A 22,282-nucleotide genomic window follows, 5' to 3' on the forward strand; every position below is an offset into this window, starting at 1 on the left:
AGGATTCTAGATCGCCAATAATTGTCAAGGTATCTGCCTTTATTTGATCTGGCATTAATCTTTTATTCTTGACTTGTCACTATCGAGTATTGGATATAGCGTCCAAACGTATTCATTATTGGTATTTGCATATTTTAGCAAGAAATCCCGCCCGTTATATTTCAATTGCCAATCAGCCGTACCAACTTTACTTTTAAAGTGTGCAGGCATGGATCCAACCTCTACCGGAATGATTTTGATAGAATCTTCCATTAGTATGGAAGTATCTTTGACAGCGCAATAATTCTCAATAATATACTTTTGACTAATTGTTGAGAAGTCGTTGCCCCACTCACTCATACTTAATAGATAACCATTCTTCCTCGCTCTTTTAGAAAAAAAATCATTTTGCTTAATCTTTTTCTCTGGGGAAAAATATTCCCGGTTGTTGAAATAAATAAGATATCCTGTACGAACATGAAATATGTTGCTTTTGGGGACAAATAGTGCGTAATTACAGGAACTAAATAATAACGATATCAGTCCGAGAAACATTATCCGATTCATATGTATCTATTGATCTATTAGGGAATATATAATACCTCGGAATAGATGTTCTTACCTATTCGCCAACAATTTCACATTCTTATTATTCAATTACTCGATAATTGTTAAATTACCTGTTTCATCATCATCTCTACAATAAACATTTTTCTTGAACAGTATTGCAATAATATCCCATTTCAAGTTATTAGTAATGCCATCGGAATTTAATATCAAATATTTATTCCTCCTTACAAAATACCTGTTGAATAGTGTATCTATAGGAAGGTCATCCAAACTGCCGCTAACTAAAATAAATGGTGATTCACTATCATAGCTCCCTCTAATATCGAGTGCCTTTTCAGAGGTCAATTGCCGCAACATAAGCTTCTTATACTCCTCTTTATCAATGTCTAAATGAGAATGAAGATACAGGTAACAATCTATATTTCTAACAAGATAAATACCTTGTTTACCATGACAGTTTAATTTCAGGCGCAAATAAATGCTGTTCCTTGAGAAATCATTTATAACATCACATAATTCAGGGTCAACACTACGTACACAGGAAAACAATACAATACATAATAAAAACATTAACCCTGGTGAAATTACCTTAATGTTATCATAACTTTTCCTGAAAGAGTACATCTTATCTATATAACTAAAAAATCAGTGGCGCTGACAAAAATATCAAAAACTCTTCGAATGTTCTCCCTCTGTCGGTCGCTTCTTCCTCAGACATTCCAATAAAAGGAACGTCTATAAAAACACCCGTCTCTATCCTTATTCCAAGGCAGCTCCCCTTCATCGGAACCTATAAAAAAAATTCGGGAGCAAACTCGTTCACTGCATAGCCTTCATTAGCTTCCAATAGTTCCTGCAAGGGCCAGAAACATACATACCATCCATCTTCTCCTATTAAACCTTCGCCACCCCATTATAGCCTTTCATATCATATAATCAATATAATCTAAAGGAAGCTCAAAAGGTATTTCATTGAGAACAGCATTAAATGCTGCTTCTGTCAGTCGCGAATTTTGCCCCAATCCTAATACCAGTTTTTTATCGCGTCATTCATATATGATCATTTATAAAAAAATCATTTACTACACTAGAGATTAGGTGATATTATATATAACAAATATGTTGTTACATTAATAGATTTACTTCTATATTCTGGCAATAGATTTTACTGTCCTTTCAAAACATTAGAAAATATCTCCAGGATCGTCGGTTCAAACGGATAATAATACCCTTCCTTTAACAATAGTATTCGCGATCACAGCTGTCTTAAATAGTTTCCATTCACCTTAAATCTTCGCTAGTTCATAACAACATAATTACTGATGGGAACATCAGTCAAAACTGTAAGTGTTATTTTTCTTTCATTAAACTTAACTGGAATCCATTTTGAAGACATCCCATTCTCAAAAACAATTTTCACCCTATCTATCTTCTCAAATAAGCTGTTACATTTTCCAATCATTGGGAGGCATTTTATAGTGTCATTATTAACAACTACAAAAGTATCTGTCAGAAGTTCATATTTGATATTTTCTATAACAGCAATATCAAAACTATCAACAAATTTCCTATTTCCTCCATAACTTATCCCTGTAGGAATATTATCCATTTGAAGTGTACTTTCCAATATCAACAGGCCCTTAGACATTTTCCATTTACCCTCACTTATTTCATGAGTTGCAAATGTATTTGAACTATAAGAAAAAGTACTGTCTTTGTTCAGTATTAAGCTAACAACACCATAGCTGTCTTTGGCTGAATAGCTGAATTTAAAGGAAATGCCTTTCGTCCTATCACTTTTAGTAATGAGATCCTTCCTTAGCGTTTGGCAGTTGCCGCATATTGAAATAAAAATTATAATAGTAACTATGAAAAATGCTCTCATATTATCTGTTATTAAGTAATTGCCCTGCGTAGTACTCTGGCTTGCCATTTAACTTCTGACCGCTCTCACTAAAAAATTAAAATTAGTGTTCTATTACTATTTCGGATAAATAGATAGTCCATTGTTTTTAAAATAATAATGAAGTGTTCTCACCTTCTATCCAACACCGAAGTTACTCCTACTACCTGGTAAACTTGAGTAAATCGATTAGCATATGCTGTAAATAGATATTGCTTCCCGTCATATTCAAATTCAATTTTGGCTTTTTCAGGAGATCGGCTATTATTATCGTCAACATAAATAATATTAACCCTAACTAAATATATATTCTCTTTAATGCCAACATCATGTTTAGTTACAGAATCATAATAATGTGCCTCAATCTGAATACTATCTTCTTGAGAATATTTGGCGGCTTCATAACCAGGATACTCATAAATACGATACGCGTCCTTGCCTTGCAATTGGCTTAAAAAATCCTTGTTTGTATCCATTGGAATGAATAACACCTGGTTATTCTGCTCAAATATGTACCCACTCATTTCTCTTAGGACCCTTGATTTATCGACAAAGAATACTTTGTTGCATCCAGTGCAAGTGATTATGAAAAGCAGCAATAAGACAATATCTGGATTATTTTTTAGCTTCATGGTAGTAATTCCTGAGTTTGTGGGTTTCTACAGGATATCCTGCCATCAGATCTTCCTTGCCCCTTACCATCACATTCAGGCTTCCACCTGCTGTAAGATTCCAGTTCATACCAACACAGGAAGCCACCTCGTCTATCTTTACCCCTCCTGTATGATGCTGAAGCCCAACAGGAATAGTAATCTCCTTCAGCTTTAATTCATAAACAGGGATATTCACCTGAGGTAACCCGGTATAATGCGTCACGGGTAATTCGCTGAATTTGAACAATGATCCAACTTCAGGCGATGGCGGAACCGGCCTTGGAGGAACTATTTTAGCGTCTACCTGCGAAAAAACTGTTACAGTACTCAGATTCAGAAAAAGCAGGAACAAACAAAACACCTTGCTAACAGATATTGCTTTCATTTAAATCAGATATAGGTTATTAAATTCACTGACAAAAGCCAAATCAACACAAACTTCTAAAAATTATACCCTAACCTCACCTTCACCGGATCAGTCCTCGGTACATGCGAGTTATACAAAAAATCAAACAACACCATCATATTTCCCTTCAGCTTACTATTGATCTTATACTTCTTACTAATTCCCACCAACGCACTCTGCGTCCACTTCTGCCCCTGGCCATCTGCCAGCCCTTCGTAAGAAGGCATATAATTCTGCTCATACCCGCCGTTCATAAAGAAAGTCCCTTTCAGCTTCCAGTCGATGAATGAACGTATTCCCATACCCTGGCCGGAGAAATGAATATCATTGAACCCTGTTCCCATACCCAGTTTATAAGACATCCCCACGCCAACACTCCCATTCTTGTGGAACTTATACGCTACCTGCCCCGCCAGATCGCTGGTTGTCGGGAAGAAACGGTTGCTCCGCTGAAATTGTAAATTACTGCCAAACTCCAGCCGTTGTAAAAAGCTTTTCGTTTTCATTTCTTTCGGTTTAAAGTCCGGCATTTCTGCGGCATTGTCCAGGTCGGGGAACTTGCTTTTCAGCTCTTCGAACCGGCTTCTCGCCTCCGCCATCTGCTGACTCACGGCTGCACCTGCATTAGGACCGCCACCCAGGCGCTGCTGGATCAGCTGCTCTACCTGATTGCGGGTTTGTAATCCTTCGAGGCTCTGGGCAGAAGCAGTGGCTCCCTGTATGTTAAAAAGACTGGCCAGCTGCGAGTGCTTCTGCATAAAATCATTGAAAGCAGGTACTTTCCGGATAATCTCCATCGCTTTCTGCTCTGCTTTTTTCCTGTCTTTCAATACTTCTTTATATTCCCTCAGCTGCTGTGCGTAGTAATAAGCTTCTTTGTTCATCTTCTGCAGATCCTTGGCAAAGCCGGTATACTGGCTCAATTGCTCCTTTAACTGCTGTTTACGTTCACGTATAAACGCCTTTATCTGTTCCGCTTGTTGCAGCTTATCTTTTAACGCTTCCACTGATTTCAGTGAACCATTGAGTTTATCAGTAACTCCTTTCGATTGTTCCAGCAGGCCTTTGGAATCTTTCAGGAAAGAAAGACTGTTGCCGAGGCTGTCGAGGTAAAGCCCTCCCCCGGACTGGTCCATCACACTTCCCAACTTTCCAAGTTTACCTTTTACCCGGGTCTTCAGGCTACCGAGCGAATCTATTGAATGGGCAAAGAGATTATTGGCCCGGAGTGAGTCGATCCGGCCTAACTTGCGTTTCAGCTTTTCTTCCTGCTTCATAAAACGGGTCAGCGCCTGTTCACTCCGCCTGGTGATCATCCGCTCCATCTTGTCTGTTTTCTGCTTTACCTGCGACAGGTACTTCGCGGGAATGCGGTTTGCTTTCTGCACAAGGCTATCCCTGGCTTTTGTAACAGGATTATGTTTCAGGAGACTATCCCGGATATTTGCGCCAGGATACGCACCGCCGGCAGATACCGGGGTTGGGGCGTTGGATATGTATACCAACAGTAAACTAACAAGGATAAAACGATACTTCATAGGTCGTTATTTACACATTCCACCTAAAGCCAACAATACTCGTAAAATTAAAAGTGACCCCAGGAGTTATGACATTATCTGGTAACGGGTTAAATCTACAGTTATGTTTTTTTGGGTAAATTCAATTGCTACTCTCTTGCAATAATAGTAATATTTTTATTACGATTCCGATAATTTTTGAGGAAACAAAATACGGCAAATTACGCCCATAAAAAACCGCTCCTGCAGACGCAGGAACGGTTCTCATACTCAATATAAAACTACAATGTTTTCACACGGATATTCCTGAAACGCACTATTGATCCGTGCCCCAGGAATCCGATATGGCCTGTTTCATTCTTCAGCCCGGGATGGTCCTTATGGTCCATGGCGCCATTCTTCCTTGCTTCAGCAATATCGCCGTCCATAATAACGGTACCATTCAATATCACCTTGATATGCGTCCCCTTGACAATGGCTTCTTCTATATTCCACTCTCCTACTGGTTTCAGGAAACCACGCTTAGCCGGGATCACCCCATATACGGAACCGTGGTACTGGTATACATTCAGATTTTTGTAGACGTCCGCTTCGTTATCCAGGATCTGTAATTCCATTCCAACATAAGCCGCATCGCCTTCCAGCGGTGCACGTATACCCAATCCGTTATTCGCTCCGGGAGTAAGCTGGAATTCGAAACGGAAAGAGAAATCCTTGTATTCATCTTTCGTATACAGGTTACCGTGGCCACCGTTGGTCGGGAAGATAACCAGGTCGCCATTATCGATTACGTAATCTTTGGTGTTACCTACCCACTCATGCATGTTGGTTCCATCGAACAACACTTTATATCCGGCTTTCTTCTCTTCGTCGTTCAGCACATATGGTTTCGGACGTGGCAGCTCCTTAATATACAGATCACGGTACGCTACGTAGGTGCCATGTGCCTGCAATTCTATCTGTTCTTCCGGGAAGATCGGTAATCCGCGATCCCAGTAGTTTTCCAGGATGGTATTGTCTGTTACCAGCTCTCCGTTCAGGTATACAGTTACGCGGTCGCCTTTCATGAGAATGCGGAAGTGATTCCACTCTCCGATGGCGTTGTCGGCCAGTTTCAGCGGCTTGCTCTCATGGTGCTGATTGTTGTACAATCCGCCCGATCCTACCTGTGCTCCTACATCGGTGCGGGAAGTATCCCAAATCTGCACCTGCGGCGAGCCACGGAGGTAGATACCTGCGTCGCCCTGAGGGGTGATCTTCCAGTCAACGAGCATTTCAAAATCACCGTATTTTTTTTCTGTACACAGGTTATCGCCATGACCGTTGAACACCAGCAGCCCGTCTTTCACGGACCAGCCTTTACGCATGATGTCGTCTGCCTTGTCCTGCGCCTTAGCCAGGGTTTTCGCATCCATTTTACCACGGGCAACCGGATTTTCTACGAGGCCTTTCCAGCCTGTCAGGTCTTTGCCGTTGAACATAGGTACAAAACCTTCTCCGGCCGGCATTTCCGCGAGGTATTTTCGGATCGACTGGCGCTGGTAATCTGCATCCTGTCCTTTCAGTACCTGTGCTGTTTTTTCCAGCAGATTGCGCACTATAGCGCCGCTATAGCTCTTATCTGCAAGCGCAATGTTCATCACTGCATTGGCAGCTGCCTGCTGCACGGACGCATTATCGAGATAATTACCGGCAAACAGCAGCGCCGGCAACGTTTTGCATTGTTCGATGCCTTCCAGTATCTTTTGCTGTAAAGCAGGGGCTGTAGCCAGCTCCATGGCATTACGGTACATCAGTAGTTTCTGATCTGCGTGGAAAGAAGACCTGCGTGTCAGTCCTACGTAGCCTGCCAGCGCGTCTTCGCGGGAGGCGGCGTTATCACGGGCTATCTGTAACAGCGCTGGTGCGGCGGCCGGAGTTTTCCAGGAAGATAAAGCAGCAATTGCTGCTTTTTTCGTAGCTGCGTCTCCGTTATTGAATGCTTCCAGTACGGATGATAAACCGGATTTATCTCCTATGCCAGCCAGTACAGGAAGATAGCGGGCCTGGCTACCGGCGCCTGCCTGCTTCATCTGCGCCATTACATCGCTGCTGCCAGCGCCTGCGCTGATCAATGCTGCCTGTATATTAGACAAATCTGTTTCGTTGCCGGTGTTATTCAGCAACGTAAACAATTCAGGAAGATTGGCTTTGGTGGCCACATCTTTCAGGGTATTGATTGCCTCGCTACGGGTAGCGGCATCAGTACTTGCTGTAAGCGGCAATACGTCGTTAACGCGACTATCCGCTTTACGTGCAGCCAATACCGTTAGTAGTGCAGTTTGTGCAGCTGCCGGCATGGAAGCCAGCGCAGCGCCTGATTGTTCGGCCACTTCGCTGCCAGGCATAATCAGCAGTGCTTTCTTCACTGCATCTATGGTAGCTGCATTTCCGGTTTTCATTATCGGCAGTAATGCAGGCAACGCCTTCGCACCGCCTATTTGTCCGGCTGCTTTAATAGCCGCCAGCTTCACGCCTTCATCCTTAGCCGACAATAATTTCAGCAGCGCCGGTAATGCCGCAGCTACTTTGTTATCGCCCAGCATGCCAATTACAGCTGCTTTACCAGCATTATCAGCGCCGGCCAGCTTCTTCAGCCACCCTGCGTTACCTGCCAGGTTATACTGACCTGCAAACTTCAGGGCTGCATCGCGGTAAGCGTTGTTCTTATCGTCTGCTGCTGCCAGTAACAGCGGCATACTTTGTTCTCCGCGTGCAGCGGTGATCAGCTTTAATGCTGCCGTGCGTGTAGGTATCTGCGCTACTGTTTTAGCCTGTGTCAGGAGCGCATCTCCTATTTTAGCTGCTGCAGCTTTATCTGACAGATTACCTGCATAATACAGGTAAGATGCCGTAGCATCTGTTACATCATACGTATAACCACTTTTAGCTGCGGCAGCTGCCAATACCGGAGCAGAGGCAGGTGCGCCGATCTGCGCCAGGGCATAAAGCGCTACCTTGGCCAGCTTCTTATCGTCGCTGCCAGCCAGCGGTGCAATAACAGCGGCAGCAGGAGCATAACGGCTATCCCCCAACGCTTCGGTAAGGGTGATACGATTATTACCACCGGCTGATGCCAGCGCAGCGGCTAACGACTGCTGCGCAGCAGCCGTATTAATTTTTACAAGGGCACGGGCAGCCGGGTCGCAAAGACGGGCATCAGTCAGGTACGACTGAAGTGTGCTTACCGCATTATCTTCCGCCAGTGTTTGTAATTGGGTGATCAGGAAGAATTTATTTTCCGGGTCTGCTGCTTTACCCAGTGCTTTACAGAGAGCCTCTGAGGCCTGTTTACGGGCAGCTTCCCTGCCTGGTTGGGTTACATAAAATGTATATCCCGCCAATGCATATTCCAATTGGGTATTATTCCCTTTTCCGGGAGCCGCCATCATACCGGCGATGGCTACCAGCCCTTCTTCTCCCAGTCCGCCAATGGTTTCCATGTGCGAGTTGAACTGGGACTTATCAGGCGATGGCATCAGGGCCAGTATATCTGCTACTTTTGTATGAAACGCCCGCTGGTCCGATGGCCCCTGCGCGGAAACCAGGCTGTTCCAGCCAACGAGTGCTGCGATGAGTAAGGATGATATTTTTTTCATAATTCAATTACAAGTTTTAAATGGTCCACGGTCCACGCATAGGCTGATAAATAAGCGCATTGGCGCCTGCGTCGTCAATGAATTCCTGCTTTACAGGATCAAATTTCAGCGAACGGTTCAGTCGCAATGCAATCTTACCCATATTCACCAAAGTGGCGGAACGATGACCATTTTCCTCATTCAGCGCAAATTTCCGGCGGCGCTTCACTGCATCAACAAAGTCGGTTTGCTGCGGTGCAGGGTCAGGGAATGCTGCCAGCTTTTTCTCCAGATCCGGAATGTCGGAACGGAAACCAGGATATAGCTTACCATTGGGCCCTTCGATATAAGCCGCTTTTTCGTCCGCTCCTTCTCCATCTAATATAATCTGACAACCATCTGCATATGTATAAGTAATCCTTCTCCAGGTACCTACTGCATCCGGGTGCTGTTGCGGTGCGTCTACTTCCACGCTAACCGGACTGGTATCGTCCTTGCCCAGGAAATACTGTATGGGATCAAGGTAGTGCTGTCCCATATCACCTAATCCACCTCCATCATAATCCCAGTAACCGCGGAAGGTCTGATGTACCCTGTGCGGGTTATAAGGACGGTAAGGTGCAGGGCCTAACCACATGTCATAGTCCAGCTCTTTAGGCACCGGCATTGGTTCGAGATTGGTTTTACCCACCCAATAAAATTTCCAGTCGAAGCCTGTATGCCTGCTCACCGTAACTTTCAATGGCCAGCCAAGTAATCCACTTTCCACCAGTTTCTTGATTGGCTTAACAGTGGTGCCCATTCCATAGAAACGGTCTTCAAAACGGAACCAGGTATTCAGGCGGAATATCCTGCCATGTTGCTGTACGGCTTCAACAAGACGTTTGCCTTCTCCTATTGTAGCGGTCATGGGCTTTTCGCACCATACATCTTTACCGGCACGTGCAGCATCTGCTGCGATAATACCATGCCAGTGCGGCGGTGTAGCCACATGCACAATATCCACTTCCGGCAGGGTGATTACTTCGCGGTAATCAGAAAAGGTTTTGACTCCTCTGCTTTTTTCTCCCAACTGATCCATTGCCAGTTTGAGATGACTGCTGTCAACGTCGCAAAGAGCCACTACGCGGGTACCTGCATAGCCGAAATGGCCACGTCCCATACCTCCGGTGCCAATTACGGCTTTGGTAAGCTGGTCACTGGGCGCCAGGTAACCGCGGCCCAGCACATGTCTGGGCACAATAGTAAATGCAGCAAGCGCCCCAAGGGAATTTTTGAGGAATGCCCGCCTTGAATCACTGTTTTGTTTCGCCATATTCTTGTTTAATTGAATGCCTGGATAGTTTTAGCTAAAGCCTTGATAACTTCGTTCATCGATTGGTGTAATTTTCACCCTTATAATACTATATTCACTGTCTTGTTAGATTCTGGCCTTCAGACTGGTAAGTTATAATGATACCAGGTGATATACAAGCTCAAAAAAGAATTTTGTGATGAGCGGTAAAAAAAACACTCATCAATATCCCGGGTTCTGTACCATATCAGGATTTGATAAAGTTTCTTTTTCAGGCACCGGCCACAGGTAATCGCGATCGGTATATGCGCGGTCCTGCACTTTCACAGCTACGCCTGTAGCCGGATTGGTGGCCCCATATACTTCTCCGTTCATCACCTGTTTTACAATACCCCATCTGCGTATATCGAAATAACGTTGACCTTCAAACGCAAGTTCCGACTGCCTTTCACGCCGAACCAGTTTGCGTAACATATCCTGGCTGTTATATCGTTGCTGATCTGCAGCCGGCATGCCTGCCCGGCTGCGTACCTGATTAACGGCATTCACTACCGCAGGATTTTGCCAGTCGCCCAGCTCAATCAGTGCTTCTGCATACGACAACAACACTTCGCTATAACGTATAATCATAAAATCGAGCGAACCTGTTCTGCTCTGACGATCGCGGGCATCCAGGTACTTCCTTATCCAATAACCTGTGGCAGTGGATTTTTGCACGCCTATTTTATCGGTATTGGTGGTAGCATTATCGAATGGCGCCAATATGTAGTTAGCATCGAGGAACGATTCTCCCGGATATAATATGGAAGCGCTCAAACGCGGATCACGATTATTATTATAATTAGGCTGCTTCCTGTAAATAGCCAGTGAATCAGGTCCCAGTTCTGCCGGTGTTTTGCCCTGCATTGTCTCAAAATTATCTACTACCGGCTGCGTGGGCGATACATAAGTTTCTCCGCCAATACCATAAGGTGCGAATGTAGTCCAGGCATTACTGCAACCATTACTGCTGAAAAAGATACGTTCCTTATTCAGTTTACCGGTGTAGCTAAATAACTCTGCATAGTGGTTAACATCCGGCTTCTGACTATGATATAATTCATATACGCCCGAGCTGATCACTTTGGCGGCTGCATCCCTTGCCACATCATAGTGATGAAAATACAGCGCCAGCCGCGCAATCAAAGCATTACAGGCACCTGCAGAAATCCTCCAGGTTTCATCACTGTCGTATTCTTTAGGAAGATTGTCGGCACAGCTCTGCAACTCACTGAGGATAAACTGATATACCTTATCTACCCCATCACGCTTCAGGTGGTTTTCAGCAGGCGTTATCGACTTTGTCACAATGGGAATATCACCGAAGAAAAGCATGATCTCCATATGATAATATGCGCGCAGTGCCCTTGCTTCAAACTTCATACGGGTGCGCAGCTTGTCGTCCATAAAACATTTATCTACATTTTCCAGAAACCTGCACGCCCGCCGGATATCAATATAGTCATCACGCCATATCCATTCTGCTACATCCCAGGTAGGGTTTTGCAGTCCGCGGGTATAGATATCATAGTTACCACGGAAGTCGCCCCGGCAAACCGCTTCATCACTCAGGCCCGACCAGAACATTACGTTCCGGCCACCCGAACCAGCAGGTACACCTGCGTAAATAGAAGCCAAAGCATTGTAGGCATGCCCCTCTGTTTTCCACCACTCTGCATCAGTTACACCACTCGGGTTATCATGCGTAAGAAATTTTTTACACCCCGGGGCCACTGTCAATAAGAGCCCCAATATCATAGTCATGTGGAGTTTCATCTTCATACTAAAAAAATTAAAGGTTATAACTGGATACTTATTCCTGCGGTATACATTTTCATAATACCATAGGTCCATTGATTACCCTGACTTTCAGGGTCTACCAGCTTCATGGAAGTAATTACAAAAGGATTCTGCGCGTTTACATATACCCTGGCACCGTTAATGCCTATACGTTTCAGACGATCACTGCTGAAGTTGTATCCCAGTTGTATGTATTTAACACGTATATAGGCACCATTCTGGAACCAGAAATCAGATGATAGTTTATTAATACTGGGAGATGTAGTCAGGCGCGGGAAGCGTGCATTGGTACGTTGCGGTGTCCAGTAGTTATCTGCATAATACCTGGTAGGCACCCCACCGTCGAACGACATATCCAGCGGATAAGCCAGCATCCCTCCCAATACAGCGTCGGTTCTGCTAACGCCCTGGAACAACGCTTCTAATTCCCATCTTTTATAAGTCAGACGGAAGTTGGCGAAGTAGTCCACTTTAGGTGTGGGATTACCGATCACTGTCTGATCTTTGCCATCAATCACTCCATCGCCATTGACATCTACATACTTAATATCACCCGGCTTCTCATTCGCAATAATGGGCACCAGTGGTGTTCCGTCTGGTTTAAAATCAGATGCCTGCAATAATCCATTGGTCTTATAGCCGTAAATGCTGTTCAGGGCATATCCTTCTTTATTGATACTGGCATTATCGATATATGGCCCTCCGCGCAGGCTTGTCAACACATTTTTGTTATAAGAGATGCCCGGTCTGATCGACAATGTTAGATCTTTACCAATTCGTCCGTTATAGTTGAGCGACAGCTCCACCCCCTGGTTGCGCAGCTTACCTGCGTTAATCGGAGGCTTGCCCATACCGCCTACATAAGATACCGGCGGATTCAGGATGATGCCATTGGTAGCTTTGTTATAGTAGTCAAATGTCAGTTCCAGTTTACTGTTAAAAAGCCCGAGGTCCATGCCCAGATCCAGCATGTCTACCGTTTCCCAGGTGATATCAGGGTTACCGTAAACAGACTCAGTTCCGTTACCGGCGTCTATCAGGTTCTGATATTGATAAAGGTCTACGTTTTCATTACCCAGGCGTCCGTAAGACGCGCGGATTTTCATGTTGTTGATAAACCGGGCGGATTGCATAAAGTTTTCTTTATGTACGTTCCAGCCCAACGCTACCGACGGGAAAGTGCCATACTTGTGACCAGGACCAAAGCGGGAAGAACCATCTGTACGCAATGCGCCTTCCAGCAGGTATTTATCTTTGAAGCTATAATTCACTTTTCCGTAAAACGACAGCAACGATCTTACTTCCCAGTTACCGCTGTTATTCTCTTCCTGCGAATAACCACCCATCACGTAAAAATGATGATCTTTTACATCGTAAGTATAATCCGCCGTAACGCCGGCATAATAGTAAGTAGTCCTACCCATACTGGCATCCCGCTGAACACCCCATGTTTGTACCAGCTGACCACTGTAGTAATCAAAAAAGTAGTAGTTATCGCGGGTGCTCCGGTACACATCGCTGTTGAGACGGAAACTGAACTGACCACGGAGATTGAATCCCGGGAATACCTCCCACTTCGGTTGCAGGTTAATACTGGATTGTCCGTATTCATTGGTCACACGGCCTCCGTGCTCCGCATAAGCCACCGGATTTACGATATCTACGTATCTGCCATAAATAACAGGCGCCCCGTCTTTTGCAGGATACTTGGGAAGAATAGTGGGCGGCACGCGGAAAATATCTTCCAGTATACGGTTACCGGCGTTTCCATTGGGTCTGTTAGGGTAGAATGTATTTCTTTTGATAGCCAGCATATCCAGGAATACGGTGAACTTCTTTGATAACGTCACGGAAGTATTAGCACGGATATTATATTTATTGGAGTGATTCAATGGAATCATCCCATCCTGGTATTGGTAGTTGGCTGTAAGTGCAAAACGCGCCATGCTGTTTCCTCCGCTCACACCAAGCGAGTGGCTGGTAATAGGTGCAGCCTTGTTCAGTATCTGTTTCTGCCAGTCGGTGTTAGGATACTTCACCGGATCATCTCCGTTTTCAGTGTGTTTGATATCATCATCAGAGTAGAACGGCTGGTTACCGGCATTTACCTGTGCCTCATTATACATCCGCATAAATTCAGGCGCTTCAACCAGCTTCGGCATAGCAGAAGGTGTTTGCACCCCATAGTATCCGTCGTAGCTAACAGCCACTCTTCCTGCTACCCCTCGTTTTGTATTTACCAATATAACGCCATTGGCTGCGCGCGCGCCGTAAACCGCTGCCGCGGCGGCATCTTTAAGAATGGTGACACTTTCTACGGTAACAGGATCAATGTAGTTCATATCCATTGGTACGCCGTCCACTAATATGAGCGGATTGGCATTACCGGGATTCAGGGTGCTGATCCCCCTGATTTTAATGGCAGCAGCGTCGCCGCCCGGCAAGCCCGATCCCTGGGTTACCTGTAGTCCGGTAACGCCGCCCTGCAGCGCCTGCGAAAGCGCGGTAATCGGTTTGCCCTCCGTTTGCCTCGCAACATTCACGGATGCAATGGAGCTGGCGATGTGTTTCTTTTGCTGTTCTGAAAGTCCTACTACCACCACTTCATCCAATGCTGCTACATTTTCTTTCAGGGAAATATTCAGTGCATTCTGATTACGTATTGCCATATATTCCATCGGCTGATAGCCCATCTGGCTGAAGATCAGCACGGCATCCTTCTTTACACGGATTGTAAAATATCCGTCCGCATCCGTGGTAGTACCTACCCCGTTGTTTTCTTTCATCCGGATGGTTACACCGGGTAAAGCCTGTGGAGGTTCATGCGTATCGTATACCCGTCCACGTAAGAAATAGGTGGTATCTTCTACTACCGGTAACGCCCCTCCGGAGATGCTGTTTTTTACTTTTTCTCTGGGAATTATAGCTACCTGATTACGTGTAATGCGATAGCTGAGTGCCGTGTTGGCCAGCGCCTGATCCAATACTTCGGTGATTCTCCTGTCCCGCACATCCATGGTTAACAGCGCTTCTTTCCGTACCAGTTCATCCTTATAGAAGATACGCCAGCGGCTTTGCGATTGTATCTGGCTAAATAACTGAGGGAGGGTTCCCTGGCTTAGCTTGATGGTCAGGTGTTCGTCCTGCGACCTGCCGGTAGCAGAAATTCCCAAAATACCGGTGAACAAAAGAATTACAGTTAGTTTCATTGTTCTGAGTAATTTAAGGGCAAGGGTATTGCCCGGCGGTACCCGCCAGAGTGCATAAATTTTTTTCATAACTTCGCTTCGGTTTTTTTGTTAAGCAAAAAGACAGCCTGTCCCCGTTTTGCGGAGATGAGCCACCGGAAGATGTGCCACCATCTTCCGGTTTTTTGTGTTGATATTTCTGTTTAGTCTTTCTCTTTAAGTATCACGCGTTGTCCTTTGTGCTCATACTGCAGGGAGTTTGTACCACAAATCACGTCAAGTACATCGTCCAGGTTATTTTCAAGATCAAGGTCGCCGGAACAGGTTTCTAACCCTGGTTGTGTTGAATCAAGTACCAATTCTATATTATAGTAACGTGTCAGTTTTCTAAGGATATCTTTCAACGGTGTGCCGGAAAACAGCAGCCGTCCATCTTTCCAGGCGATATAAGCTGCTACATCAACTTTACTTATTGCCAGTTTTTCTCCCAGTGTTGCCATCTCTCCCGGCTTCAACTGACGGGAACTTTTTTCGAATATCATATGCTGTGGAAGATTTAGCTGCACACTTCCGGTGACCAGCACTATGCTTTTCCGTGTATCGTCTTTATAGGCGGAAATATTAAAAGAGGTGCCCAGTACTTCTGTCTCCATATTTGATGTATACACAAAAAAGGGAGCGCCGGCATTGGGGGCTACTTCAAAGAAAGCTTCACCTTCCAGGAATACTTCTCTTTTATTTTTATCGAAAGAAGATGGATACACCAGTCTGGATCCTGCGTTGAGCTGCACGACGGTACCATCTTCCAGTTGTACTTTCGAGCGCCTTCCATATGGCACGAGCAGGGTGTTATAAGCAGCAGTGGGCTGAGCAGTGCTATCGGCATTGATCGTTACCTGGTTGTTTCCATATACCAGTGAAGAATTATGTCCTTTCACCACCACTGCATTCTTCCCAAGCAACAGCCTGGTATCGCCATTATTTTCACTAACAGGTTGCGTTAATGCAAATTGTACCAGGTTGTTTTGTTGCTGATGGGGCCAGCACAGCCAGGTACCCAGGCCTCCCAGCAGCAGTAATGCGGCTGCTACGCGGAGTAATAAACGCCGGTAACTGAAACGAACGGGTATGAGCCCGCTTGCAATCTGTGCCCACAGCTGTTCTTTATCTGCAGGATCCCAGCTTTCATTCCCTGCCTGGAGGATCATGCGCCTGGTAGCATCAGCCAGCTCCTGCTGAGCAGGATCGTTGCTTTGATTAGACGTAATATGATCTTCCCCGAGTATATCTTCCAGTTTCGGGTGTTGTTTATCAGCGTTCATGCACATGCTTTGTTATATAGAGAAGCTGACAGACAGGATATAGACTCTCAAAAGAAAATTTTTTTTTCAGGAGTTACGGTGGGCGAAAACAGACATCAGTAACATGATCAGTGGCAGCAGCGGCACTTTTTCCATATTGGTACGCAGTTGTCGAAAAGCTCTGTAGGCAAGGGTTCGGCAGGTAGGGATACTTATCTTCATAATACCTGCTACTTCGTCGTAGGAAAGGTCGCAGTTAAATTTGAGGAACAATACTTCCTTCTGGCGGGAAGGCAGCGCATTCAGTTCCCTGGCCAGCCGGCCAAGCAGCTCCTGCTGATTTTCGGCAGCAATACGCTGCTGCTCGGGGTCGGGTTCATATACTATCGAAAAATAGTCATCCGCTGCATCGGGGTTTACTCTGGTGTTCTTCTTTATCGTTTGATGCAGTTTCCTCCGGAACGATCCGAGCAAATAATAGCGGATATTCACGTCAACGGCCAGGTTCCGCCGGTAGTGGTACAAATCAGTGAAAAGATCCTGAATACAATCTTTGATAGCAGCAGTATCTTTCATATACCGCAGCCCATACCGGAAAAGCATATCTCCATACATCTCATACAATACCCTGTAGGCCTGCTGATCACCATGGATAACCTGCTCCCATAAGACATTGTTTTCTGCAATAAGACGGTCCTTCAAACAGCAAATATTTAGAAGTGGTTGATAAGCCAAGATAAAAAAGAATTACGAATTGGGAATATAGAATTAAGAAATAGCGGGGAGATGGTAAACGCGAGGACTAATTTTCGCGTTTACCATCTCCCCGCTATTTCTTAATTCTATATTCTCACTTTTTTAATTCTTCCACAGGCTTGCTGCTCCGATCAGGGCAGCAGCTTCGCCCAGGGTAGCTGTTACTATGGGGATGTCGATATTTTGTTTCAGCAGTTCTTTTTTCAGGAGGGGGAAGAACAGGTCGGAAGCATTGGCGATGTTACCGCCGATTACTACGGCTTCCGGTTGTTCGGTGCGGATAAACCAGGTGAGGAAAACAGCAAATGTGGTGGCGAATTCATCGAACAGCGTGGCTACAGCGGTATCCTCATTTATTCTTGCCACCAGGGCTTTCACATCGGGCACGGATTCATTGCGGAGTTCCTGGTAGCGTTTCACAAACCAGCGGGTGGAGAGGTAGTCTTCAGCAATACCATCCCGGAACGGAGAGCACCACAGGTTGGCGTCTTTGGCGATGCCATTGCGGTATACGGCGGAGCCGAGTCCTGTGCCCAGCGTCAGCCCTACTACGCGCTGATAACCGCGACCGGCGCCGCTGAATACTTCACCCTGCAGAAAACAGCCGGCATCATTGATAAACCGGATCTGCGCAGGCGTAATCTCCAACTCAGCCGCCAGCAGTTCTTTTATGTTCAGGTCGTATAAGGCATCGAACTTATGCTGTCCACGCATCAAACTGATCCCCCGCTCATAATCAAACGGGCCGGGCATGCCAATGCCAATATGCCGTGTGCCATCTTCGCTGCCGGAGAATACTTCCCGGATAACAGCAGCCCAGGCTTTAATGATGTCCGTTGCCGCTCCCTGTGAATTAATACGTGTGCGGTTCCAGGATCCTTCAACTATAGACCTGGTACCGAGATCTATCAATGCAGCCGTGATATGCGAGCCTCCGATATCTATTCCCAATGCCGTGGAATTCTTCATAAAAAACTAAAGATAATTAATGCTAAATCGTTTAAGCTTCACAAATATAAAAAAGAATCTGGTTGATTTGCTCCGAAAAATCGTTTTAGCTGAATTTTGGTTAAATAGATTCCAATATAACGTGTTTTTCGAAAAAATCAGAAACCATGAAAAGTATTTGGGAAGAAAATATTTTGACAGATGAAAAATAATTATCAATTTTACGTCGTAATTCATTTTACAATGGAATCTGATAATTGCTCCGGCAAATTTGTGTTGACTACCTTTATAGCTACCAACTTCAATACTTCACCCCCAGTTTTCTCATAACAACTGCCCGGCCAAATACTGATCTGACTTAACATCAGCGGTAATCCGTCCGTATATATTATTTTATCACACACTAACAACCCTACAATGGAAAACACAGTTCTCAAGTGGGCGCTGCTCATTGGCGTGCCCATACTTTGCCTTATTCTGTATAAGGTTATTCTTCGTATATGCTTCGGCGTAGTCATTGTTCCGGAAGACCGGATCGGCCTTGTTACGAAAAAATTTGTGCTCTTCGGTAAACAGGAATTACCGGAAGGCCGTATCCTGGCCGTCAACGGCGAAGCTGGTTTCCAGGCTCAGACACTGGCCCCCGGTGTGTATTTCTGGAAATGGATCTGGCAATACAGCGTTACATTCCAGCCCTTCACCATTATTCCTACCGGTAAAATCGGACTGGTACTGGCGAAAGACGGCTCCGAACTGGAAACCGGCGCCATCCTGGCCCGCAAAGTGCCCTGCGACTCCTTCCAGGATGCCGTGGCATTTCTGCAGAACGGTGGCCGTAAAGGCCGGCAGACTGCCATCATTACTCCCGGATCTTATCGTATCAATACGTTCCTCTTTGAAGTGGAAATAACTGATATGCTATCGGTCCCCGAAAATGCGGTAGGCATCGTTACCACTATGGAAGGTAAAGCCATCGAGCCCGGTTCTATCGCCGGTAAAACCATCCCTTCCCACAACAACTATCAGGATGTAGACTCCTTCCTTGAAAACGGTGGTTATAAAGGCTTACAGGAACAGGTCATTCTCGCTGGTTCCTATTTTATCAATCCCTGGTTTGCTAAACTGGAGCTGGTTAAAATGACCGAGATTTCTATCGGACATGTGGGCGTCGTGATTTCTTTTGTGGGCAACGACGGCGAAGACCTCAGCGGAGCTGAATTCAAACATGGTAACATCGTTGGTAAAGGCTATAAAGGTGTATGGGCCGAACCTTTAGGCCCCGGTAAGTACCCTATTAATCCCTATATCATGAAAGTAGAGCTGGTTCCTACCACTAACCTGGTACTGAACTGGGCTACAGCCAGAAGTGAGGCGCACCAGCTCGACAAGAACCTGTCGACCATCACCGTGAGGAGCCGCGACGGTTTTACCTTCAACCTGGATGTAGCGCAAATCATCCACATTCCTACCAACGAAGCGCCGAAAGTTATTGCCCGCTTCGGTAACATGGGCAACCTGGTAACACAGGTACTGGAACCCACTATCGGTAACTATTTCCGTAACTCGGCCCAGGGATCGGATGTAATCAGTTTCCTCTCCAGCCGTAAGGAACGCCAGAATTCCGCCAAGGAGCATATCGGCCAGGTGCTGGATCAGTACAACGTTTTCGGCGTCGATACTCTTATCGGGGATATCGTTCCTCCCGAAACACTGATGAAAACCCTCACCGACCGTAAGATTGCGGAAGAACAAAAAGTGACCTACGATACCGAACGACTGGCCCAGGAAACCAGGCAGGCGCTGGAAAAAGAAACCGCTATTGCCGAAATGCAGAAGGAAATCGTTAAAGCCGACCAGGGTGTATGGATCGCTGAACGTCATGCCGACGCCTCCGTGAAAAAAGCTACCGGTGACGCCAACAGCGTACGGCTTCAGGCCAACGCCGAAAGCGACCGTATGAAACTGCTCGCCGCCGGTGAAGCCGAAAAAGTAAGACTGCTCGCAAAAGCAGAAGCAGAGCGCACTGAATTGACTGCCAGAGCCGACGCAGAAAAAATTGCCCTTACAGGTAAAGCAGAGGCTGAAAAGATCCTCGCTATCGGCCAATCCAGCGCCGAATCCTATAAACTGGCCGTTGAGGCAATGGGTGGCAACAACTTCACCCAGCTGAAAGTAATGGAAGCAATCGGCTCTCAACAGATCCGTATCATGCCGGATGTACTCATCGGCAACGGCGATGGCGCCAACGGCCCTATCAGCGGATTACTGGGCCTGCGACTGCTGGAAGAAGTAGCGAAGAAGAAAGAAGAATAGGGAATAGGGAATTAAGAATGAAAAGCGGAGACCTTAGCGAATCTGGAAAGTTCGCTAAGGTCTCCGCTTTTCATTCTTAATTCCCTATTCCTTATTCTTAATTCGATCTATGCTGTATGGCCCCGGCCCAAAATAAGCCAGCAGCAATGCTCCTCCCAATATGGCCACATTTTTCATGAACATTGCCATTTGCATTTGCTGTTGCATGGGATCTGATATACCCCAGAATTTATGCATGGCGAATGATACCGGGATGATAAAGATTACTATCAGCCAGGCTCCATATTTTACTTTATAACCCAACAAGATACTGATGGCGCCCAGGAAGGCCAGCAAACCGGCCAGCGGTACCATTACCTTAGCCATCGGCACACCTGCCGCCGCTGCGTAGTCGGCCCCCGCACCCATCAGGTGATTCAGACCAGACATCAGGAAAATGAGGGCAAACAGGATCCTGCCCAATAGAGGAAGTACTTTCATATTTAACGGATTTTATTAATACAACAAACGTAAAGCGAAATAGGTTGGAATGGAACAGAGTAACCAAAAGGATAGTACTTTCCTCTACTATAGCAGGGCTTTATGTATCTTTAGGATAGAAATGTAAAAAGAAGATGTATGCGAAAAGAAAACTCTTCCAATGCGATCAATGGCAGGCAGCTGCGTGGCGACTGTGGCACCGCCTATACGCTGTCTCTTATTGGTGGCCGCTGGAAAGCCAGCATACTGTGGCGGTTGCTGGATGGGAAACTGCGCTATAACGAACTGAAGAAATCCATTTCCGGCGTTTCTGAAAGGGTACTGGTATTACAGCTGAGAGAGCTTGAAAACGATCAGCTCATTAAGCGGATCGTATATCCCGAAGTGCCTCCCAGAGTAGAATATGAGCTAACCCCGCTGGGATGGAGTATGGAGGGGCTGCTGCAACACATCTCCGACTGGGGCACAGCACACAGAAAAGCAGCCATGGCTCCGAAGAAAACATCCACTGTCTCCGAAACAGCCATGGCCGATAAAGGTTAATTGATTAGCCCGGCATCTTCCAAAGCACCGGATGCCAGGGCCGTCCAGTCGGCATCATGTACATCCTTAGCCAGGATAGTAGTTAACCTCGACTGTACCAGGTTCGCCAATGGCATCGGGGTATATGACCTTCGCGCAGTTTGCAGCACGAGATCCATATCTTTTAACCCTAAGGCCGCACTAAACGACGGGCTGCCTGTAAACTTACGATCCAGTATCATGGCCCCATAATTCCTGAAGATGGGGCTGGCAAATAATGTAGTGGTCAGCATTTCATAGGCCGCCCGGGGATCCAGTCCGTTTTTTTCCGCCAGTGCAAAAGATTCTGCCATCATCTCCAGGGCGCCGGCAATCATGAAATTGCCGATCAGTTTCAATACGTTTGCTGCTCCCGGATCTTCCCCCATATCAAAAACGTTCTTCGCAAATCCTGCTTCCAGCAAGGGTTTGATCCTGGCTTTTGCAGCAACAGCTCCTGAAACGACCGCGTTACCCATCCGGGCCGCTGCCGCATCAGGTCTTGCAAAAACAGGTGCGGCTACAAAAGTCACTCCGTGTTCCGCATGCCTGGCAGATAAAGCCCGCGAAATATCCGGCGATACAGTGCTCATGGAAACATGAACACCACCCGCTCCTAACGCTTTTAACAGCGCATCTGTTGTCACCGCTTCCAGCGCTTTGTCGTCCGCGATCAGGCTCATTACAATACCTCCTTTCGTTGCTGTTTCTTCAGGGCTGTTCACCAATACCGCGCCCAACTGCTCCAGGGGTAATGCTTTTTCACGTGTACGGTTGTAAATCCGCAAGGGATATCCTGCCTTCAGCAGATTTTCTGCAATGGGATATCCCAGATGCCCTGTTCCGATAAATCCTATAGTGTCCATATACTTGCTGTTAATGGTTTGTAACTGATAACGTTTGTGGCGGATTATTTGTTGCGGTGATAGTTTTTCTTATATTTCCTTATAATTCCTA

At 45.9% G+C, this 22,282-nt stretch carries 17 protein-coding genes; 2 read left to right on the forward strand and 15 right to left on the reverse strand.

Features of this window, described 5'->3' with window-relative positions:
• Positions 1–54: 54 nt before the first annotated feature.
• The 13 genes from UNH61_RS17840 to UNH61_RS17900 form a co-directional block, all read right to left on the reverse strand.
• A complete protein-coding gene (locus tag UNH61_RS17840) occupies positions 55–339 on the reverse strand; it encodes a hypothetical protein (protein ID WP_326993336.1) in 285 nt (94 codons plus the stop codon).
• Positions 340–636: 297 nt separating this feature from the next.
• Complete coding sequence (locus UNH61_RS17845) at positions 637–1,173, reverse strand: hypothetical protein (RefSeq protein WP_326993337.1); 537 nt, start codon at positions 1,171–1,173, stop codon at positions 637–639.
• Between the two features lie 673 nt (positions 1,174–1,846).
• On the reverse strand, positions 1,847–2,434 hold the full coding sequence (locus UNH61_RS17850; RefSeq protein ID WP_326993338.1) for a hypothetical protein: 588 nt from the start codon (positions 2,432–2,434) through the stop codon (positions 1,847–1,849).
• A 149-nt stretch (positions 2,435–2,583) separates the two neighbouring features.
• A complete protein-coding gene (locus UNH61_RS17855; RefSeq protein WP_326993339.1) occupies positions 2,584–3,084 on the reverse strand; it encodes a hypothetical protein in 501 nt (166 codons plus the stop codon).
• Positions 3,068–3,490 (reverse strand): hypothetical protein, encoded by a 423-nt coding sequence (locus UNH61_RS17860; protein WP_326993340.1) that lies wholly within the window; start codon positions 3,488–3,490, stop codon positions 3,068–3,070. The genes UNH61_RS17855 and UNH61_RS17860 overlap by 17 nt, the downstream gene beginning before the upstream one ends.
• Before the next feature lie 56 nt (positions 3,491–3,546).
• A complete protein-coding gene (locus UNH61_RS17865; protein WP_326993341.1) occupies positions 3,547–5,049 on the reverse strand; it encodes a hypothetical protein in 1,503 nt (500 codons plus the stop codon).
• A 260-nt stretch (positions 5,050–5,309) separates the two neighbouring features.
• A complete protein-coding gene (locus UNH61_RS17870; protein ID WP_326993342.1) occupies positions 5,310–8,666 on the reverse strand; it encodes a DUF1080 domain-containing protein in 3,357 nt (1,118 codons plus the stop codon).
• 16 nt (positions 8,667–8,682) lie between these two features.
• Entirely contained in the window at positions 8,683–9,960 is a 1,278-nt protein-coding gene (locus UNH61_RS17875) for a Gfo/Idh/MocA family oxidoreductase (protein ID WP_326993343.1), read from the reverse strand.
• 201 nt (positions 9,961–10,161) lie between these two features.
• The gene (locus UNH61_RS17880) at positions 10,162–11,760 is read right to left on the reverse strand and encodes a RagB/SusD family nutrient uptake outer membrane protein (RefSeq protein ID WP_326993344.1); all 1,599 of its coding nucleotides are present in this window, start codon (positions 11,758–11,760) and stop codon (positions 10,162–10,164) included.
• A 17-nt stretch (positions 11,761–11,777) separates the two neighbouring features.
• Positions 11,778–15,056, reverse strand: a complete 3,279-nt coding sequence (locus UNH61_RS17885) for a TonB-dependent receptor (protein ID WP_326993345.1) — start codon at positions 15,054–15,056, stop codon at positions 11,778–11,780.
• A 113-nt stretch (positions 15,057–15,169) separates the two neighbouring features.
• Complete coding sequence (locus UNH61_RS17890; protein WP_326993346.1) at positions 15,170–16,288, reverse strand: FecR domain-containing protein; 1,119 nt, start codon at positions 16,286–16,288, stop codon at positions 15,170–15,172.
• A gap of 66 nt (positions 16,289–16,354) precedes the next feature.
• On the reverse strand, positions 16,355–16,969 hold the full coding sequence (locus UNH61_RS17895; RefSeq protein ID WP_326993347.1) for a sigma-70 family RNA polymerase sigma factor: 615 nt from the start codon (positions 16,967–16,969) through the stop codon (positions 16,355–16,357).
• 156 nt (positions 16,970–17,125) lie between these two features.
• Positions 17,126–17,992, reverse strand: a complete 867-nt coding sequence (locus tag UNH61_RS17900; RefSeq protein WP_326993348.1) for an ROK family protein — start codon at positions 17,990–17,992, stop codon at positions 17,126–17,128.
• 396 nt (positions 17,993–18,388) lie between these two features.
• Between UNH61_RS17900 and UNH61_RS17905 the strand changes: the two genes are divergently transcribed.
• On the forward strand, positions 18,389–20,284 hold the full coding sequence (locus tag UNH61_RS17905) for an SPFH domain-containing protein (RefSeq protein ID WP_326993349.1): 1,896 nt from the start codon (positions 18,389–18,391) through the stop codon (positions 20,282–20,284).
• A gap of 84 nt (positions 20,285–20,368) precedes the next feature.
• Here the strand turns inward: UNH61_RS17905 and UNH61_RS17910 are convergent, their stop codons facing one another.
• Positions 20,369–20,764, reverse strand: a complete 396-nt coding sequence (locus UNH61_RS17910) for a DoxX family protein (RefSeq protein WP_326993350.1) — start codon at positions 20,762–20,764, stop codon at positions 20,369–20,371.
• 138 nt (positions 20,765–20,902) lie between these two features.
• Here UNH61_RS17910 and UNH61_RS17915 point away from each other — a divergent pair, with 138 nt between their 5' ends.
• Positions 20,903–21,307: a helix-turn-helix domain-containing protein gene (locus UNH61_RS17915; protein ID WP_326993351.1), complete on the forward strand. Its 405-nt coding sequence runs from the start codon at positions 20,903–20,905 to the stop codon at positions 21,305–21,307.
• On the opposite strand, the gene UNH61_RS17920 is transcribed toward UNH61_RS17915, so the two are convergent.
• A complete protein-coding gene (locus tag UNH61_RS17920; RefSeq protein ID WP_326993352.1) occupies positions 21,304–22,191 on the reverse strand; it encodes an NAD(P)-dependent oxidoreductase in 888 nt (295 codons plus the stop codon). The genes UNH61_RS17915 and UNH61_RS17920 overlap by 4 nt on opposite strands.
• Between the last annotated feature and the right edge of the window lie 91 nt (positions 22,192–22,282).

Source organism: Chitinophaga sp. 180180018-3, assembly GCF_037893185.1.
In the GTDB taxonomy this organism is placed as follows: Bacteria; Bacteroidota; Bacteroidia; order Chitinophagales; family Chitinophagaceae; genus Chitinophaga.